Below are 15,286 nucleotides of genomic sequence, written 5' to 3' on the forward strand. Positions count from 1 at the left end.
CTCCAGTTGTTCGCGTTCAGCGGGTGTGATGACCAGTTCGGCTTTCGGGCGGCCGTTTTTCATTGGGTATCTCCTCAAATCTAAAGACACCCAGAAATTAAGCAAGATTTATGCTACGTATTAATGGGACAGGACACTAGGACAAAGGCGACAGGATAATAATTCGATGATTTTCTTATGAACTGGCGCAAGCTTCGCGACGAGATGGCATCCGCCGCCCAGCGAGCAACACCTCAATCACGAGGGCATACCTCACGCGCCGCGCCGGCATGCTCCGCATCGCTGGGCGGCACCGATCAAACGCTGTAGGAATGGCGGGAAAACATGACATCAGAGCATTTTTCGCCGACGCGTAGCGGGATTCTTTTTTAGGCCCGGAGAGTCTCCAAAAGCCCGACTCACGCAACGACTTCGCAAAAAGCTTGTCCGTATTCTTTATGGAGAGCAAACGACGAAGGTCTTTCGCCAACCGCATACAGAGAAATATTCTCGCGGGACTCGTCGTCCTTACACCCATTCTGCTGACCTGGCTGGTTTTCGACTTCATCCTCGCAAAGCTGATCGCCTTCGGAAGACCTTGGATACCAGCCTTATACAAAGCCATTTACACGTTTTCTCCCAAGCTGGCCGACTGGATGATTGACGGGTGGATCGATTCGGTGATTGCCGCGCTGATCACGCTGTTCTTGCTCTTTTTGCTCGGGTGGCTGACGAGCCGGGTGATCGGGCGACAGATACTGATCGGGTTTGAGCTGCTGCTGGAAAGAATCCCGGTGCTGAAAGCCATCTACGGCTCCACCAAACGACTGCTTTCGGCCTTTCAAACTCAACCGGAGCAGATCCAGCGGGTGGTGCTGATCAGCTACCCCACCGACAAAATGCGGGCCGTGGCCTTTGTGACCCGCATCGTCCGGGATGCCGACAGCGGCGAAGAGTTGGCGGTCGTTTATATACCCCACGCTCCGAATCTGGCTTCCGGTCGTATGGAAATTGTCCCGCTTTCGCAGGTAACGCCCACCGACTGGACCGTGGAAGAAGGGATGCAATTCGTCATCTCGTGCGGAACGAGCACTCGCGAGCATCTCAACTATTCGGACGCACACCAGAGCGTACAACGTGATAGCGAAGTACCGGCGAAGGAACCCTCCGCCAAATCGGGATGACATTAAGGCTCCCGAAGTTGTCAAAGATTCCATGCGGGAAATCCGCGGGCTTTTTGAACACCTCAACCGGGATTACCGACAGGCTAACCATGGCGTGAGCGCATCCTCGCCATATTGTCCACTGCTCTGGTCAGGCCTGCCGAATGGAGAATCGACATGGGAAAACGAGGAGCTTTGCGCCTGGGGCGCGTCGCGGGCGTCGAAGTCTTTGTCGACTGGAGCCTGCTTATCATCTTCTCTCTCATCACCTTAAGTCTTGGGGCCGGCCTATTCCCGGCTTGGCACCCGGACTGGGAGCCGCTGCTGATCTGGAGTACCGCCATTGCCGCGGCATTGCTGTTCTTCGGTTCCGTGCTCCTGCACGAGCTTTCGCACGCCGTGGTCGGGCGCGCCAACGGCATTCCGATTCCGCGCATCACCTTGTTCATGTTCGGCGGAATGGCGCATATGGAGAACGAACCGCCGTCCTGGCGCGCTGAGTTGTACATGGCGGCGGTGGGACCGATAACCAGTCTCGTCCTCGGCTTCATTTTCCTTGGACTGGCCAAACTCGTCATCGGCCCCATCGAGATCGATCCGGACAACCCTCAACGATCCTTTGCCGATCTGGGACCTATGGTCAGCCTGCTGATGTGGCTCGGTCCGATCAATATCCTGCTCGGCCTGTTCAATCTGTTGCCGGGCTTTCCGCTTGACGGCGGACGGATTCTCCGCGCCGCACTGTGGGGCATGACCGGCGACTTGCTGACCGCCACGCGCCGGGCCTCCGCGGCCGGACAAGGGTTTGCCTGGGTATTGATGGCGTCGGGCTTCCTCATGATTCTGGGATTGCGCGTACCGGTGTTCGGGGCCGGCTTCATCAATGGCCTGTGGATTGCGCTCATCGGCTGGTTTCTCAACAATGCGGCGGTCATGAGCTATCGCCAATTGCTCATCCGGGAGTGGCTCCAAAACGTGCCGGTGGTGTCCCTCATGCACACGCAATTCATGCGCGTGGAACCCCGGATGTCGCTTCAAAGGCTGGTGGACGAACACCTGATGCCGAGCGGACAGCGTACCTTTCCGGTCGAAGACAACGGCCGGTTTGTCGGGATGGTCAGTCTGAGCGATCTGCCGAAGCGTGCGCAAGACGCCTGGCGCACCTCGACCGTCGGCGACATCATGACGCCGGCTCAGGAACTGGTCTCCCTTTCACCCAAGCAGGATGCCGTGGAGGCGCTGATGCTCCTCGGCCGGCGCGACGTCAATCAGCTACCGATTGTCCAGAACGGAGAACTGCTCGGATTGGTCCGGCGGGAGGACATTTTGAAATGGCTGTCGCTTCATGCCGGTACGGCGTTTACCAAAAATAACCGAGTCATTTCGAAGCCCTTTCCTTAAACCGAGGCCGGCTCCCAACGGTATCGTGCTCACATCGGAAGTTATCGCTCGCGGAGCGATTTCGCTCCAAGCCGGTAGCCGAGACTGTGGTAATACCCTTTCAGCAGCAGAGGCGCGGAGATGGTCGTGAAGGCGATCACGATGATCAACGCGGCATAGATTTCGTTGTCGAGAATATTCGAGGTTCGTCCCAATTCGGCAAAGATAAGACCCACTTCGCCGCGGGGCACCATCGCGAGTCCGACCGCGAAACGCGTGGCCCAACGCTCGTTTATGAAAAGGGCGCTGATCAGCTTGCCCGCTAGCGCGACGCCGATCAGGGACAGGGAAAACGCCCAAATGAAGGGCGAGGTCCAGTCGATGGTTCGGAGATTCAGCGACAGCCCCACCGTCACGAAAAAGATCGGCACGAACAGATAAATGATGGGGCGCATCTGATTGTCGATGCGCTCGGCGAAATCGGAACCGGCATGCAAAGCCACACCGAACGGCAGAAAAAATCGCCGGGAAAGGGCGAGCCCCGCCGCGAAGCCTCCCAGAAGCTCGGGAGCGCCGATTTTGTGAGACAGCCAGGCGAAAAAAAGCACCAGGGATACGATAGTCGTGGGAATCAGCCCCGGCATTTGGCTGACCTCGTCGAAGCGCCTGATCACCAGCGAGATGAGCTTGGCGCAGACCGGAGCCAGCAGGAAAAATACGGCGATGAACAACAGAACCCGACCGGCATTCACGTAACTGATGCCGCCGCCGATGGAAAACTCGTAGAGAATCGCGAGCAGCACCACGCCGAGAATGTCGTCGATGACGGCGGCGCCCAGCACCAGTTGAGCTTCGTGGGAATGCCTTTGCCGCAAATCGGTCAACACCCGTATGGTGATGCCGATGCTGGTGGCGGTCAGCGTCCCGCCGATAAAGAGTGATTCGAGCAGCGGACGCTCAAAGATCTGATAGCTCACGAGAAAGCCAAATATAAATGGCCAGACGAACCCGCTGACCGCCACGATCGAAGCCTTGAAACCGGCTCGTACCAATTGGCGGATGTCGGTTTCGAGGCCTGCCTCGAACAACAGCAGAATGATGCCGATTTCGGCCAGCATACGGATGGTTTGGCCCGGTTCCAGCCAACCCAGCGCCGTGGGCCCCAGAACGACCCCGGCCAATAGCTCTCCGACCACCGGAGGTACCCGCACGACCGACGCCAGTTCGGCGAAAAATCGCGCACTCAAAAGAATGATCAGAAGGTTCAGAAAGAACCCGTGTACCTCGTATTCCATGGCGTGTGTTCCCGACGTTAAGCTTCAACGAACTCGAATGAGCCGAACGTTCAAAAGTCGGCGAGTCGCCGGCCTGCTGCTTTTGATCAGCCGTGTGCGCCACTCTTCGCTCCCATTCACATCTCGGAATCCTTTTCTAAGTCTTCCATCTCCCTTCGAGCCGTAGTTTGAAATCCACCCCCCTGACTTCATCTCCCCGGGTTCTCCTTCATCCTCGATTTCCGATTCCGTAATCTCCTCTACCCCGTTGAGCGAGATATACTTCGTTATTCCGCCGAGTTGAAGCTCCAAAAAATTGCCGTGGATACGTACTTTTTCGGTGGTCTTGTATTGCGAGTTCTTGCCTTGTCTCTGGGATATAGCGATTTTATACATGCTCAATTCTCCGCTCCTCACCGTTGAAGCTTATTAATGATCCCGTTCCAGCAATATGGAAAAAAGCATTGGCGGTCAAGCGCCGCTTGGGACCGAGCATTGCAGGTCGGGTTTTATCTAATGTCTCGTAGAGTCCGCCTTCGCTTCGGTCGATGCCGTTGCGAACCATCTGATGATCCACCGCTCGCCGAGTTGTGATCACGCCAAGCCAGCACTCTACAGAACTAATATCAAAAAAGATCGTGGTCATGTGGTTGAAACCCCGCCCGGTTGCCTATATCTGGCATAACCGCTTCTTGCGGCAACTGTTCTCCAGCATGCTGGATCTAGTGCCTGTTGTAGCGGTCATCCTGTTCTTTCAAATCCTGGTGATTCAGCAGCCCATTCCCGAAGCCGGACGGTTCGTCTCGGGCATGCTGTTGGTTGTGCTGGGCCTAACCTTCTTCGTACAGGGCTTGAATTTAGGGTTGTTCCCGCTCGGCGAAAGCATGGCTCACGCCTTCGCTCGCAAGGGCAGCGTGCTTTGGTTGCTGGTGTTTGCCTTCGCCCTGGGCTTCGGAACCACCGTGGCCGAACCCGCCCTCATCGCCGTTGCCGATGAAGCCGCCCGCATCGCCGAGGAAGGCGGCGCCATCGCAGCGTCGGACGAGTCTCGGAAATCCTATGCCCTTGGTCTACGCATCGCCGTCGCGCTCTCGGTGGGATTCGCCGTGGTGATCGGGGTGATCCGCATCGTCCGCGGCTGGCCGCTTCCCTATGTGATCATCGCCGGTTACATCGGCGTGGTGATCATGACCGCTTTCGCGCCGCGGGAAATTATAGGCATCGCCTACGACTCCGGCGGCGTCACCACCTCGACCATCACCGTGCCCCTGGTGACCGCGCTCGGAGTGGGACTCTCGTCCTCCATCCGAGGCCGCAACCCCATGATCGACGGCTTCGGACTGATTGCCTTCGCCTCTTTGATGCCAATGATCTTCGTCATGGGATACGGGATGATCTTATGAGCGACTGGCTGCGCGAATTCGGGAATGTGCTGCTGGAGACTCTGCGTGCCGTAACTCCGATCGTGATGATGTTGGTGCTCTTTCAGGTTCTGGTCATACGCAAGCCCCTTCCCAATCCGCGCCGGATTCTCGTTGGATTCGTCTACGTTCTTTTGGGTGTCGCGCTATTCCTCGAGGGGCTGAAAATGGCGCTATTTCCCGTCGGCGACCTGATGGCCAAACAACTGACGGCGCCGGAGTTTCTCGGCGCCGCGCACCACGCCGGTAGCGTCCATTGGCATACCTATATCTGGGTCTATCTTTTTGCCGGAAGCATCGGGTTCGCCACGACCCTCGCCGAACCCGCACTGATCGCGGTCGCACTCAAGGCCGCCGAGGTTTCGGCTGGCGCTATCAATCCTTGGGGGCTGCGCCTGGCTGTCGCCTGCGGCGCAGCCTTCGGGCTGGCTCTGGGCACGTTCCGCATCGTTACCGGCACCGACCTTTATCTCTATATCGTCACGGGCTATGTTGTAGTGGTTATTCAAACCGCGCTCGCCCCCAGGATGATCGTGGGACTCGCCTACGACTCCGGGGGCGTGACCACGTCGACTGTTACCGTGCCCATCGTTACCGCGCTGGGCCTGGGTTTGGCTTCCGCCGTCCCCGGCCGCAATCCTCTAGCGGACGGCTTCGGCTTGATTGCGTTCACCTGCCTGTTCCCTATAATCAGCGTGCTCGGTTATGCCCAGATCGCCGCGTGGCAAACCCGGCGGAATCGGCAAACCGACAACCACGACTAAGGTAACATTATATGCGCTTCAAACTGATCATCGCCTTCGTGGAAGACGATAAAACCGATCTCATCCTGAAAACCGCGCGCGAACACGGCGCCACCGGCGCCACTGTGATCAGCAACGCCCGCGGCGAAGGGCTCAAGCAGTCGAAAACTTTTTTTGGACTGAACCTGGAAGTCCAGCGGGACGTAGTGTTGTTCCTGGTGGAGGAACACCTGACCCGAGCCATCTTGGAGGCCGTCGGCCGTGCGGGCAAGTTCGACGACAAGCCGGGCACCGGCATCGCGCTTCAGGTCGATGTGGAAGATGCCGTGGGCGTCATGCATCAGGTGCAACAGCTAACCAGTATCGTCGAGGAGGAAATTTGATGGACAAGAAACCCATTATCCGGGTGCGGGACGTGATGAAGACCGATTTCGGAACGATCGACGGCATCGCCACCATCAGCGATGCCTTAAAAAAGATGAAATCCATGAAGACCTCCGTATTGGTGGTCAACAAGCGCCACGACGACGACGAATACGGTTTGATCACCGCGGGGGACATCGCACGGCACGTGCTGGCGAAAGACCGGGCGCCGGACCGGGTCAACGTCTACGAAATCATGAGCAAGCCGGTGATTTCGGTGCACCCGGACATGGATATCCGCTACTGCTCCCGGCTGTTCGCGAACCATAACCTGGTGCGCGCCCCGGTACTGGACGGCCGGAACGTCGTGGGCATGATAAGCCCCAACACGCTTGTACTGGATGGTCTGTACCAGATCGTTTAGGGCGCATCTTCGTCCCGCGTGTCGAAACTTATCCGCGTGCTTATAAGAACCAAAGCGGAAAACGCCCAGCTGTCGGTAATCCGGGCGAAACCCGTAGCAATCTGCGTCGCGCGCCACCGCACCCGCTACCTATGCCTCTCGGTAATAGGCTGAGGACCATCTTCGCCCGAGCCACGTAGATCCTTGAGCGGGCCGAAAGATGGGTGAATTCCATCTGAACCGGCCTAGCAATCCGGCAAATCCGAATTTTCACTACAGGCCATCATCATGCCCATGGTTTCGGAGCTATCGTTAATCGCGTCGGCGTACCTGGCGGGCCTTGTCGCCAGTCACCTGCGGCTCCCCCCGCTCGTGGGCTATCTCGGAGCAGGTTATGCGCTTTCCTACTTCGGCATACCGGCGAATGGCGTCATTTCGCAAATCGCGGAGCTCGGAATCGAATTGCTGCTGTTCACCGTGGGCTTGAAGCTGCGGCTTACGGGCTTGATCGGCCGCGAAATCCTGGGCGTTGGCGGCCTCCACATCCTTCTGGTTGCAGGCGCCACGGGTTTGGGATTCCTGTTGCTTGACCGGCAGATCACCGGCGGGCTGCTGTTGGGAACCAGCCTCGCTTTTTCCAGCACCGTGCTCGCGGTCAAGGTGCTGGAGGACAACGGCGAACTTTCTACGCTGCATGGCCGTATCACGCTGGGCATTCTGATCCTTCAGGATATCGTCGCCGTGGGACTCCTGGCCCTCGCGGACAATCATCAGCAACCGACTCTCTGGGCAAGCCTTCTGCTGCTGTTTCCGTTCTTCAGGCCTCTTGCGTTTTATCTGTTCAAAATCAGCGGAACGGACGAGCTTAGATTGCTCCTCGGGCTCCTCCTGGCGCTTGCCGGTGGCGCCATGGCAGACACCATGGGCGTTTCAGCAGATCTCGGCGCCTTGTGGATGGGGTCCTTGCTCGCCGGGCATCCCGACGCCAAAGCCTTGTCCGATAAACTGTGGGGACTGAAGGAGTCGTTTTTGGTCGCATTCTTCCTGGCCATCGGCCTGGCCGGCGTTCCAACCTCCGAGGAGTTTCTCTGGGCACTCCGTTTAATCGCGCTGCTGCCGCTAAAGGGATTGCTGTTTTTCCTGCTCTTCATCGTGGTCGGCCTTCGCGCCCGCACCGCTTTCATCAGCTCTCTGGCGCTGACCACCTATAGCGAATTCGCATTGATCACGTCGCAGGTCATCGCCGAAGCCGGGCTTCTGTCCGCCGAATGGATTACCATCATGGGCGTGGCCGTAGCATTTTCCTTGGCGCTCGCCGCTCCGCTCAACCTGTTTTCCCACCGGCTCTTCGCGCATCTGGAACCCATGCTGGTCAAGCTCGAGCGCGGTCGCCGGCATCCGGACCGGACCCCTACCAGCATCGGGATCGCCGAATGGCTGATTCTCGGCATGGGCCGAACCGGAAGCGCGGCTTATCGCACGCTGGAGAGCCAGGGCTACCCGGTAGTGGGGCTGGATGCCGACCCGTCGCGCGTCGAGGCGCAGCGTGACCAGGGGCGGCGCGTGCTTTACGGCGATGCGGAAGATCCCGAGTTATGGGAGGGTTTGCACACCGCGGGGCTAAAAGGGATCATTTTGGCTATGCCCGAGTTCGAGGCACGGCATGCCGCCGTGAAATACCTGCGGTCCCGCGGGTTCCGAGGGGTGATCGGCACGACCAGCTTTCGCTCGAACGAAGATCCACTATTGAGCGAAGCCGGCGCCAACGTGATTTTTCACCCCATGACGGAAGCCGGCGAGCGGTTGGCCCAACGCATGCTGGAAGCGCTCGGAACTCCTAAACCGACACTTTACCGCGCCGCCGAATCCACGAAGAATCTCGAAACAAGGACATCGTCCTGATCGCCCTGACCGAGTAGGGCCAGGACAAAGGACAGACGCCGGTCGAACGCGACCGGCCTCACGGATGACCAAGTCAGCTTACGCGTATAGCAGCACTTTTCTGAGGCACCCATACACTCATCGGATACGAAATATGAAAGTTATCCACTGTCAAGACTTGACAGAATCTTGAACTCGATGCGGCCATGTACAGCCCGGCCGTAAATTGTTCATTCATCATTTCGTAACAACACAGACTCTCTAAATCAATCACTTACGATTCGTCCAACCCAAATATCGAAGGCTGAAAAAAACCTGACCAGGCTAACTCAAAGCCCGGTGGCATCGGATACCGCCGGTTTCATCCCCACACTTATCCACAAAGTTGTCCACGGAAATTGTGGATAGTCGGAGGGGGTCGTTTAGCCCGTCTCAGCCCAGGCTTCCCCGAGGCGCAGAATCCGTAATGGCCTGCGATCAGTCGATCTCGGCGTCCCCGGGCTGCAACAGAACATGAGCGGGTAAAGCAGTAGTTGAAAAATCAAAACGCGTGGTAGTCTCAGTATCGCGTTTGTAATTACAGCGGAAGGAGTCAGCAGCATGGATTCACATCCCGGAACAGCAATAGCGCATCGCTTTTTTGCCGGCACGGGCCATAGCTATGACATGGTCGTCAAGCTCTGCACCCTGGGTTTCGACCTTTGGTGGAAACAAAGGATTTTGGGCGCGATTCCTCCGGAAGCCTCACATATTGTCGATCAAGCCTGCGGGACCGGCATTTTGACCTTCAAGATCGCCAGCCGCTTTCCTTCTAGCCGAGTCACGGGCGTGGAACTCCGGGAAGAGTATCTGAATATCGCCAGGGAAAAGGCACGTGCGCTAAGACTCAAGAATGTCGAGTTTATTCTAGGAAGAGCTGAAGATGTCCGGGTCGACGGCCTTGTGGACTGCATTACGTCCTCTTATCTGGCCAAATACGCGGAACTGGGAAGCCTAATCCGAAACGCCAAGGCCATGCTACGCCCTGGCGGGGTTCTCGTGATGCACGACTTCACCTATCCCGGCGGCCCCATATTCGCTCGACTGTGGGAGTTTTACTTCACGATCCTTCAAGCCGCGGGACCCGCGTTTTTCCCGGAATGGCGAACGGTTTTCGACGAGCTGCCCGGATTTCTCAAGCAAACCGCATGGCTGAACGAACTCCCTGAGACATTACAAGAAAACGGCTTCATCTCCGCGAATGTCGAATCCCTGACATGGGGAGCTTCGGCTATGGTCACTGCCACGAAATCCAAGCGCTGAAATCCCCTGCCCCGGCCATACCCGGATCATGCTCACGCCGTAGGTTTACAAGCGGCCGCTAAGTTCCGTTGAACATCTCGATAAGATCCCGAGGAGCCGCGTGGATCATCGCTCCCTGACGGGAATCGGGCACGAGCCCCGCGACTTCGAGATGAGCCAATTCGAGGCGCCGCGCCATCTCTTGCTCCATCGCCACCCGCACCTCTTCAAAGCCTGTCAACAAGGCCCGTGGCAACACGGAGCGCTCTCGTTTCAACATAGGCGTGATCGAGGGTTGCAGATCCTTGCCGAAACGAGCCAGTGCCGGCGCAAGAGCAGCAATCTCCCGAGCATCGATGACTCCGCTCGACAGGTGATGCCTGACCTCCTGGAGATCATCGGCGATCTGATACGCTTCGCCAATCAACAGGCCATAGCGATAAAATGCGTCCCGGACATCCCGCTCCGCACCGGCCGCAATGGCGCCCAATTCACAGGCGACACCGAATAGCACGCCGGTCTTAAGATCGATTATCGCGTCATAGAAGGACTCGGGCACGGCATCGGACCCGAGATGACGGGCCAGTTCCGAAGGATCGATAGGCTCCTGGAATGCGCCCTTTGAGATTCGGGCAATAGCACGCGACGCCGCTAAGCCGTCATCCCGGCTCAGGTCGCTCATCATCTCAATGGCGGACGCAAAGATGACATCGCCCAAAAGCACCGCTTTTCGCGCCCCCGCCAAGGTCCACGCGGCGGGTCTACCCCGTCTGGCTCGATCTTGATCCACGAAATCGTCGTGGATCAGCGTGGCTCCGTGAATGAGCTCGACCGCCACGGATCTCGGAACAGCAGGTTGCAAGTTCCCGCCCAGGCTTTCATTCACCAGGCACACGAGGGAGCCTCTGATCATTTTCCCTCCTCGGAAGGAGTCTTTCAGCGCCTCGTCGGGGCGAGCGTGCAGGTCTTTAAAGAGCCCCTGCAAAGTCTGCCCAATGGCATCGTCAAGGATCGGCCTGAGCCTGATGCAGTAGTCTTGGAATCCTTTCACGCCCTTAGTCCTTCTCATAAACGGCCAAACCGCAAGCGGGCGATGAGCCCATGTCCAGCGGACGATCTCCGCTTGGGAAACCATATCACAACTGGGTTTATAAACGACCTCTTAACCGAACAGGCGAAACAGCAGCAATCCCACACCCAGCATAATGACCCCGAGGCTGATGCTCTTGAGAATCGCCTCGTACTGGGTCATCAAGGACACATCGGTCTCGCCGAGACTGGAGCCGCGTTGCTTGAGAACCTTGTATGGCCGCGAAGCCTTAATCTCAACCAGGCTGAAAAGGGCCATGGACAAGGCCACCGGGAGTACGGCGACGGAAAGGGTATTCGTTTGAATCATGTATCCCGCCAAAACCGGCAGGAATCCCCAGGAAAAGGCAAACCATCCATCGTTGTGATAGCGCCCGCCGAACCATTCCAGGTTGTAGGCAAAGACGAAAAATCCCTCGAGAAGAGCGATGAAGAGCAGGTTCGGCACAAAACGCACCATATAGTAGGCCGCGATAAGGTAAGCCGCCGTCAGCGAGCATCCGGCTATAAACCACAGTTGCCGTTTGCCGAAAACGTCGCCCCAGGGCTTTTTCGCCTTGCTGCCCAAGGCATCCAGCGCATGGGCACCGACGCCTAGACCTAAGAAATAAATGAAGCCAATGGCTGCCACCCGGTCCCAATGGAGATTACGGGCGAACATGGACCCCATTACGGAAAAGGATATGACCATCGCCGTGTAAGGGAGAAAGAGAAGACCGACCGCTCTCCTGAATCTCGCAGATCCGAATTGCGGCACAAACCATTCGGATCCTCTGTCCGGCTTCACTGGGTCATCGGGCGCCAATGCGTATTCTCCATACAGGTTCGGGTATAAAAGTCCCTGGCACTTCGAGTGCCATCTGATATTAGCCTGTTCAAGCTCGATTCCGAAATCTTCCGCCGGCTCGCCCCCATAGACCTTTATCGCAAGAGAGGCGTGGATATCACTTGCCGCAAACGCGGAGCAGAGAGATACTTCATTTCGGAAAATTTCGTCGGCTTTTTTGGCTTCCCAGAAACTCTAAGAAGAAGGCATCGACTTAACTTCCTGTCGTGCCGGTATGCTATTCGCCACGGATGGAGCTTGATCGTTATGAAACAGGGAATCTCGTTTCGGTCTTGGATGACGCTTGGCGTCTTGGCTATGGTTTTCTCGGGATCCGCTGCCGATGATACCGTCCCCGCCCCCCTTCCCCGTCATTATCCGGATACGGCGCAGGAGCAGAGTAACGCCCCCTTTATCGAACCGATAGGATTGCAGGATGCGGTGCAATTCTGGCGGCAGGTCTTTGGCGTGTGGCGTCTAAACCAGTTTGCACTTCATGACAACGTTCATTTGGGTGTTGTCTACGACGTCATTGAGCTGCCGGATGCCGAGGGTGAAGGTCTGACGCCTGAGCATCGGGCCTCCGTGGAAAAGCAGGTCCGCGCCCTTGAAGATGAGCTTCGTGAGTTGGAAGATCGGGTGCGGCTCGGCGCCGGCTTGAGCGATATCCAGAAACGCCTGCTTGATCTCCTGACCACTCACGCCGGCGAGGATGCGGTATACGGAGCAAGTACGCGGGTGCGCAGTCAGCGCGGTCTGCGGGAGCGTTTTCTAAAGGGGCTTGAAGTCAGTGGCCGTTATGATCGCCTGTTCCGCCAGGTGTTCCGGGAGGCCGACCTGCCCGAGGATCTCGCCTATCTTCCACATGTCGAATCTTCCTTTGTAAATCACGTGCATTCCTCGGCGGGAGCCGCCGGGATGTGGCAATTCATGCGCGCGACAGCCCGCCACTGCCTGCATGTGAGCCGGGCGGTCGATGAGCGCTTCGACCCCGTGTTCGCCGCACGCGGCGCCGCGCGCTACCTCGCCCATGCCTATGAGGTACTCGGCGACTGGGGACTGGCGATCACCTCATATAACCATGGCGTGACCGGCATGGCACGCGCCAAAAATCAGTTCGGGGCAGACTTCGTGCGGATCGTCCGCCACTATCAAGGGCCTACCTTCGGTTTTGCGTCACGGAATTTTTATACCGAGTTTCTCGCCGTGCGGTCGATCGTCCAGAATCTGACGGCTTATTTTCCCGAGGGCGTAGCGTTCCACACGCCCCTCAACCATGACCTCGTCCGTCTAACCAGCGCCCTACCGGTAAGCCACTTGGCCCGGATGCACGACCTCGACCGCGACACAATCGCTGAGCTCAACCCGGCCTGGACGTCGGCGGCCATCAAGGGGCGCACCTTGCTCCCCGCGGGCATCGATGTCTGGCTCCCTCACGGCGTCTTGGCCCGGGCCTCGGGCGCGTCAGCCTACGTGCAACCCGTGATATTGGCCGGCGATGACTCTCTGCACGATCCGTCGTTGCAATCGGGTAAGATCAATGGGCGTATCGTCACCGCCGGGCTGATCGACGTCAGCGACGATTCGGTGGATTTGCGGTCGCATTTGTTCGTCGCGCAAGCGCCCATCTCGGCAGAGGACATCGTGGAGGCGCCCGGACCGAGAAAAGCCGTGGCGCAGAAGACCAACCGGAAATCCAAGCACCAACTGAAACGAAAGGTGCGGCTACACGTGGTTCGCCACGGCGAGTCGCCACATCTGATTGCCACGAAATACGGCGTTCGACTTCGTAAGTTACTGATGTTGAATGCAATAACGCAGCGGACGGTGCTTCGCCCCGGCCAACGACTGCGCATTCCGATCTAATCCGGCTGACGTTTACTTGGTTCGGATGATTTTTCAGCCGCTTTGGCTAACTGCGAGGGTTGACTCCGTCACCGCGCGCCCTGCCGGCGGCGGGTCTCCAAATGCGACAGAAATCGCAAATGGTCTTCTCCGGCGACGAGATGGATAAACGGGAGATCGATCAGCTGCGCCAATTCCCGTCTTAGCATCGTCGCACCGGTCAAGTTGATCTCGCGAATCCCCCCTTGGCGTCGAGTCCGGCATAACCGAACCTCGACGGTTTTTTGATCAAGCCGTGGTTTGAAAGGCCAGCGGTACTGAGTTGTCGCCTCGGAAATCCTCCCTATCAAATAAGCCGCACTAGAAGTAGAAACAGATTTTGTCTGTAGATATTCGTGCGAAGTCTTACGACTTTTTTAGGACCAATCGTTAGTATTTAATAAAACTATGAATTAATTCCCATTGATGTCAGAACACCTGATGGTTTGAGTAAATTGTTTTAGTAACGGCAATTATTTGCCCCCCAATCAGATAACCTTATTTTTTATGTGTGTATACCCCATAAGCCGAATAAAAGAAGATAAAAAAGCAGGGTAAGTCGGTAGAACTGTTGAATTAGGTGGGATGGTTTCTTGGATCGGACGGGCTCGCCGAACTTGAACACTGAAGCCGTTATGGGATCTGACAAGATCTTTTCAAGGAGGATCTTATTATGGCCACTATCTATATCGATGATCGGGAGTTGGTACGCCGAGTGCAACAGGGAGACCGGAGCGCCTTCGATCGCCTGGTTCGCAAGTACCAAGCCAAACTCTTGCAGCTTATCGGCCGCTATATCAAGGACCCGCACGAATCGTGGGATGTCTCCCAGGAAGCTTTCATTAAAGCCTACCTCGCACTGCCTCGGTTCCGGGGAGACAGTGCCTTCTACACCTGGCTGTATCGCATCGCCATTAACACGGCCAAGAATCATCTGGCGATGCGGCTGCGCCGCCCGTCGGAAGATGAGCTCGATATCGACGAGGCTGAGCAGTTTGAATCTGCCGTTCGGCTCAAAGACCAGGAAACGCCGGAAGGGTTGGTGTTAACCGAGGAACTTGCGCGGACCATTCAGCAGGCGCTCGATAAACTGCCCGGAGAATTGCGGACCGCGATTCATTTGCGGGAATTTGACGGTTTAAGCTACGACGAAATCGCCCAAGTAATGCAGTGTCCGGTCGGAACGGTCCGCTCACGGATTTTTCGGGCACGGGAGTTCCTCGACAAACAGATCGAACATTTGCACTGATAGCGCTCGGGCGATAAAAGCGCGCGGCATGGGCAGCGCGATTTCCCAGACATTCTGACCGAAGGCCAAGGATGGTCTATCAGTCGGGATCGTATTTGGAGGAAGAGAGCGTGAAATTCGAAGGAGTCTTGATGACTGGACCTAAACGTTCCCTGTTGCCGTGCCGCATTCCGCCGCTCCAGATGATTCCGCGCTCGTGTCCAGCCATCATTAGTCAGCCCTGAAGTATTTCTAACACACTGACACATATACGGATTCGTTGCATATTGGCTGGTACAATTTGCAAGAAAACCAGTCATTTGATTTCGATTTCTTGCAAATTCGGGTGGGTTGCATGAAGCCAAGAGAGC

General features: G+C 57.0%; 15 protein-coding genes. 10 read left to right on the forward strand and 5 right to left on the reverse strand.

Annotated features, from left to right (window positions below; translation table 11 throughout):
* The first annotated feature begins 437 nt into the window (after positions 1-437).
* Both VEB01_RS01600 and VEB01_RS01605 read left to right on the forward strand, forming a co-directional pair.
* A complete protein-coding gene (locus VEB01_RS01600; RefSeq protein ID WP_324872357.1) occupies positions 438-1,163 on the forward strand; it encodes a DUF502 domain-containing protein in 726 nt (241 codons plus the stop codon).
* Between the two features lie 156 nt (positions 1,164-1,319).
* A complete protein-coding gene (locus VEB01_RS01605) occupies positions 1,320-2,543 on the forward strand; it encodes a site-2 protease family protein (RefSeq protein WP_324872358.1) in 1,224 nt (407 codons plus the stop codon).
* 41 nt (positions 2,544-2,584) lie between these two features.
* Here the strand turns inward: VEB01_RS01605 and VEB01_RS01610 are convergent, their stop codons facing one another.
* Together VEB01_RS01610 and VEB01_RS01615 are read right to left on the reverse strand one after the other, a co-directional pair.
* The gene (locus tag VEB01_RS01610) at positions 2,585-3,817 is read right to left on the reverse strand and encodes a cation:proton antiporter (protein WP_324872359.1); all 1,233 of its coding nucleotides are present in this window, start codon (positions 3,815-3,817) and stop codon (positions 2,585-2,587) included.
* Between the two features lie 367 nt (positions 3,818-4,184).
* A complete protein-coding gene (locus VEB01_RS01615) occupies positions 4,185-4,442 on the reverse strand; it encodes a hypothetical protein (RefSeq protein ID WP_324872360.1) in 258 nt (85 codons plus the stop codon).
* Here VEB01_RS01615 and VEB01_RS01620 point away from each other — a divergent pair.
* The 6 genes from VEB01_RS01620 to VEB01_RS01645 all read left to right on the forward strand — a co-directional run bounded on the left by VEB01_RS01620 (position 4,441) and on the right by VEB01_RS01645 (position 9,909).
* Positions 4,441-5,199, forward strand: a complete 759-nt coding sequence (locus tag VEB01_RS01620; protein ID WP_324872361.1) for a DUF1538 domain-containing protein — start codon at positions 4,441-4,443, stop codon at positions 5,197-5,199. The genes VEB01_RS01615 and VEB01_RS01620 overlap by 2 nt on opposite strands.
* On the forward strand, positions 5,196-5,981 hold the full coding sequence (locus VEB01_RS01625; protein WP_324872362.1) for a DUF1538 domain-containing protein: 786 nt from the start codon (positions 5,196-5,198) through the stop codon (positions 5,979-5,981). The genes VEB01_RS01620 and VEB01_RS01625 overlap by 4 nt, the downstream gene beginning before the upstream one ends.
* An 11-nt stretch (positions 5,982-5,992) precedes the next feature.
* Positions 5,993-6,343, forward strand: a complete 351-nt coding sequence (locus tag VEB01_RS01630) for a P-II family nitrogen regulator (RefSeq protein WP_324872363.1) — start codon at positions 5,993-5,995, stop codon at positions 6,341-6,343.
* A complete protein-coding gene (locus VEB01_RS01635; RefSeq protein ID WP_414675389.1) occupies positions 6,343-6,747 on the forward strand; it encodes a CBS domain-containing protein in 405 nt (134 codons plus the stop codon). Before VEB01_RS01630 ends, VEB01_RS01635 begins: the two co-directional genes overlap by 1 nt.
* 267 nt (positions 6,748-7,014) lie before the next feature.
* Positions 7,015-8,628: a cation:proton antiporter family protein gene (locus tag VEB01_RS01640; RefSeq protein WP_324872365.1), complete on the forward strand. Its 1,614-nt coding sequence runs from the start codon at positions 7,015-7,017 to the stop codon at positions 8,626-8,628.
* Positions 8,629-9,207: 579 nt separating this feature from the next.
* The gene (locus tag VEB01_RS01645; protein ID WP_324872366.1) at positions 9,208-9,909 is read left to right on the forward strand and encodes a class I SAM-dependent methyltransferase; all 702 of its coding nucleotides are present in this window, start codon (positions 9,208-9,210) and stop codon (positions 9,907-9,909) included.
* 58 nt (positions 9,910-9,967) lie between these two features.
* Here the strand turns inward: VEB01_RS01645 and VEB01_RS01650 are convergent, their stop codons facing one another.
* Together VEB01_RS01650 and VEB01_RS01655 are read right to left on the reverse strand one after the other, a co-directional pair.
* Positions 9,968-10,939 (reverse strand): polyprenyl synthetase family protein, encoded by a 972-nt coding sequence (locus VEB01_RS01650; protein WP_324872367.1) that lies wholly within the window; start codon positions 10,937-10,939, stop codon positions 9,968-9,970.
* Between the two features lie 111 nt (positions 10,940-11,050).
* Complete coding sequence (locus tag VEB01_RS01655) at positions 11,051-11,638, reverse strand: UbiA prenyltransferase family protein (RefSeq protein WP_324872368.1); 588 nt, start codon at positions 11,636-11,638, stop codon at positions 11,051-11,053.
* Positions 11,639-12,070: 432 nt separating this feature from the next.
* Between VEB01_RS01655 and VEB01_RS01660 the strand changes: the two genes are divergently transcribed.
* Positions 12,071-13,669 carry a lytic transglycosylase domain-containing protein gene (locus VEB01_RS01660; RefSeq protein ID WP_324872369.1) on the forward strand — a complete coding sequence of 533 codons (1,599 nt, stop codon included), beginning with the start codon at positions 12,071-12,073 and terminating at the stop codon, positions 13,667-13,669.
* 68 nt (positions 13,670-13,737) lie between these two features.
* Here the strand turns inward: VEB01_RS01660 and VEB01_RS01665 are convergent, their stop codons facing one another.
* A complete protein-coding gene (locus VEB01_RS01665; RefSeq protein WP_324872370.1) occupies positions 13,738-13,872 on the reverse strand; it encodes a hypothetical protein in 135 nt (44 codons plus the stop codon).
* 488 nt (positions 13,873-14,360) lie between these two features.
* Here VEB01_RS01665 and rpoE point away from each other — a divergent pair, with 488 nt between their 5' ends.
* Positions 14,361-14,936, forward strand: coding sequence for an RNA polymerase sigma factor RpoE (gene rpoE, locus VEB01_RS01670; RefSeq protein ID WP_324872371.1), 576 nt, complete (start codon positions 14,361-14,363; stop codon positions 14,934-14,936).
* Positions 14,937-15,286: the final 350 nt, after the last annotated feature.

Origin of the sequence: Methylocaldum sp. (assembly GCF_035627495.1) — a bacterium.
In the GTDB taxonomy this organism is placed as follows: domain Bacteria; phylum Pseudomonadota; class Gammaproteobacteria; order Methylococcales; family Methylococcaceae; genus Methylocaldum.

Bases quoted from the DNA above. Each gene is read 5' to 3' on its own strand.
- VEB01_RS01660 (WP_324872369.1), top strand. From the start codon at position 12,071: ATGAAACAGGGAATCTCGTTTCGGTCTTGGATGACGCTTGGCGTCTTG.
- VEB01_RS01625 (WP_324872362.1), top strand. From the start codon at position 5,196: ATGAGCGACTGGCTGCGCGAATTCGGGAATGTGCTGCTGGAGACTCTG.
- VEB01_RS01620 (WP_324872361.1), top strand. From the start codon at position 4,441: ATGTGGTTGAAACCCCGCCCGGTTGCCTATATCTGGCATAACCGCTTC.
- rpoE (WP_324872371.1), top strand. From the start codon at position 14,361: ATGGCCACTATCTATATCGATGATCGGGAGTTGGTACGCCGAGTGCAA.
- VEB01_RS01640 (WP_324872365.1), top strand. From the start codon at position 7,015: ATGCCCATGGTTTCGGAGCTATCGTTAATCGCGTCGGCGTACCTGGCG.
- VEB01_RS01645 (WP_324872366.1), top strand. From the start codon at position 9,208: ATGGATTCACATCCCGGAACAGCAATAGCGCATCGCTTTTTTGCCGGC.
- VEB01_RS01610 (WP_324872359.1), bottom strand. From the start codon at position 3,817: ATGGAATACGAGGTACACGGGTTCTTTCTGAACCTTCTGATCATTCTT.
- VEB01_RS01615 (WP_324872360.1), bottom strand. From the start codon at position 4,442: ATGACCACGATCTTTTTTGATATTAGTTCTGTAGAGTGCTGGCTTGGC.
- VEB01_RS01655 (WP_324872368.1), bottom strand. From the start codon at position 11,638: ATGTTCGCCCGTAATCTCCATTGGGACCGGGTGGCAGCCATTGGCTTC.
- VEB01_RS01600 (WP_324872357.1), top strand. From the start codon at position 438: ATGGAGAGCAAACGACGAAGGTCTTTCGCCAACCGCATACAGAGAAAT.
- VEB01_RS01630 (WP_324872363.1), top strand. From the start codon at position 5,993: ATGCGCTTCAAACTGATCATCGCCTTCGTGGAAGACGATAAAACCGAT.
- VEB01_RS01605 (WP_324872358.1), top strand. From the start codon at position 1,320: ATGGGAAAACGAGGAGCTTTGCGCCTGGGGCGCGTCGCGGGCGTCGAA.
- VEB01_RS01635 (WP_414675389.1), top strand. From the start codon at position 6,343: ATGGACAAGAAACCCATTATCCGGGTGCGGGACGTGATGAAGACCGAT.